Here is a 1,297-nt window from a genome sequence, read left to right on the forward strand (position 1 = left end):
TGAGCTGCCGCGAGGATTTCGGACAGCGGAATTGGTGAATTCTTCTACGCTGCCAGTGCTGGCTGTTGATAACCATAGTGGACTTCGTTAGGCCGTCGGTAACCGAGCGCGGAGTGTCGGCGCCGACTATTGTAAAACCCCTCGATATAGCGGATAACGTCGCTGCGGGCTTGTGATTTCGTCGCGTAAACGGTCCGGTAAACACGCTCGTTCTTGAGCATCGAGAAGAAAGATTCCGCCATACTGTTATCCCAACACACGCCCGTACGTCCCATCGATGAGCGCATCCCCAGGCCGGTCACCAAGGCCCGAAACCCGGCCGAGGTATACACGCTGCCGCGGTCGGAGTGCCAGATCGCGTCAGGCTCGATCAGGGTCGTTGCCGCGGCGTTCTTGAGGGCGTCGGCGACGAGTTCAGTGCGCATGTGATCGGTGATCGACCAGCCGACGACCTTCTTGGAGTAGCAGTCGATGACGGTGGCCAGGTAGATGAACCCTTGCCAGGTGTGGATGTACGTGATGTCGCCGACAAACTTCACCCCTGGGCGAGTGGCGGTGAAGTCACGCTTGACGAGGTCAGGCATGTTCGCCGCGGCCAAGGCGTCGGCCTCGGTCGTCACCCGGAATGGCCGCGGCTGGCAGGCCACGAGACCCTCCTGGCGCAGGATCTGCCGCACAAGCTCGGGCGAACACTCAGTCTGTTCCGCCGCGAGGTCGGCGTGGATTCGACGATACCCGTAGGTGCCTTCGGACTCCTCGAAATAGTGTTGGATCCGCGCTATCAGGGCCTTCCGGCGAGTGGCGGTCGCCGATTGCGGGCGCGTCAGCCAGTGGTAGAAACCGGAGGTTGAGACGCCTAACCAGCGGCACATCTTCACCACCGAATTCAGGTTGGCGGGCTCAGTTTTCTGGGAGTCGATGTATTCGTACTTGCTCACTACCGCTGCTCCCGCGCGAAGTAAGCGGCTGCTTTTTTCAGGAATAGAGTCTCCGCGCGCAGCTCCTGATTTTCCCTCTCGAGCTCCTTCAGGCGAGCCCGTTCCGGCACCGTCAGGTCCGTCTCGGTGCCCCCGTTGGCCTCGCGGTATTTGTTCAGCCAGTTGCGGAGAGTCTCGGGGCCAACGCCGTACGAGGTGGCAACATCCTTGATTGGCTTGGACGTGTTGATCACCTCACGGCACAACTCGTCTTTGAACTCCTGGGTGAAACGCCGGCGTGCTGCAGTCATGCTGATCTCTACTTTCAGTAGACCCCCATTTTAAGAGGGCCCACTGTCCGAGAACTCCGCGGCAGCTCA

1 protein-coding gene is annotated in these 1,297 nt (G+C 60.2%); it reads right to left on the reverse strand.

Going from position 1 to position 1,297, the window contains the following annotated elements; genetic code table 11:
• Positions 1-44 precede the first annotated feature (44 nt).
• Positions 45-1,228 (reverse strand): IS3 family transposase gene (locus AC50YA_RS23080; RefSeq protein WP_494984475.1). Its coding sequence is split into 2 segments (ribosomal slippage): positions 45-967 and positions 967-1,228, totalling 1,185 coding nucleotides; the frame shifts between segments, so codons are not numbered across the junction.
• Between the last annotated feature and the right edge of the window lie 69 nt (positions 1,229-1,297).

This window comes from Pseudarthrobacter sp. RHLT3-21 (assembly GCF_059383495.1).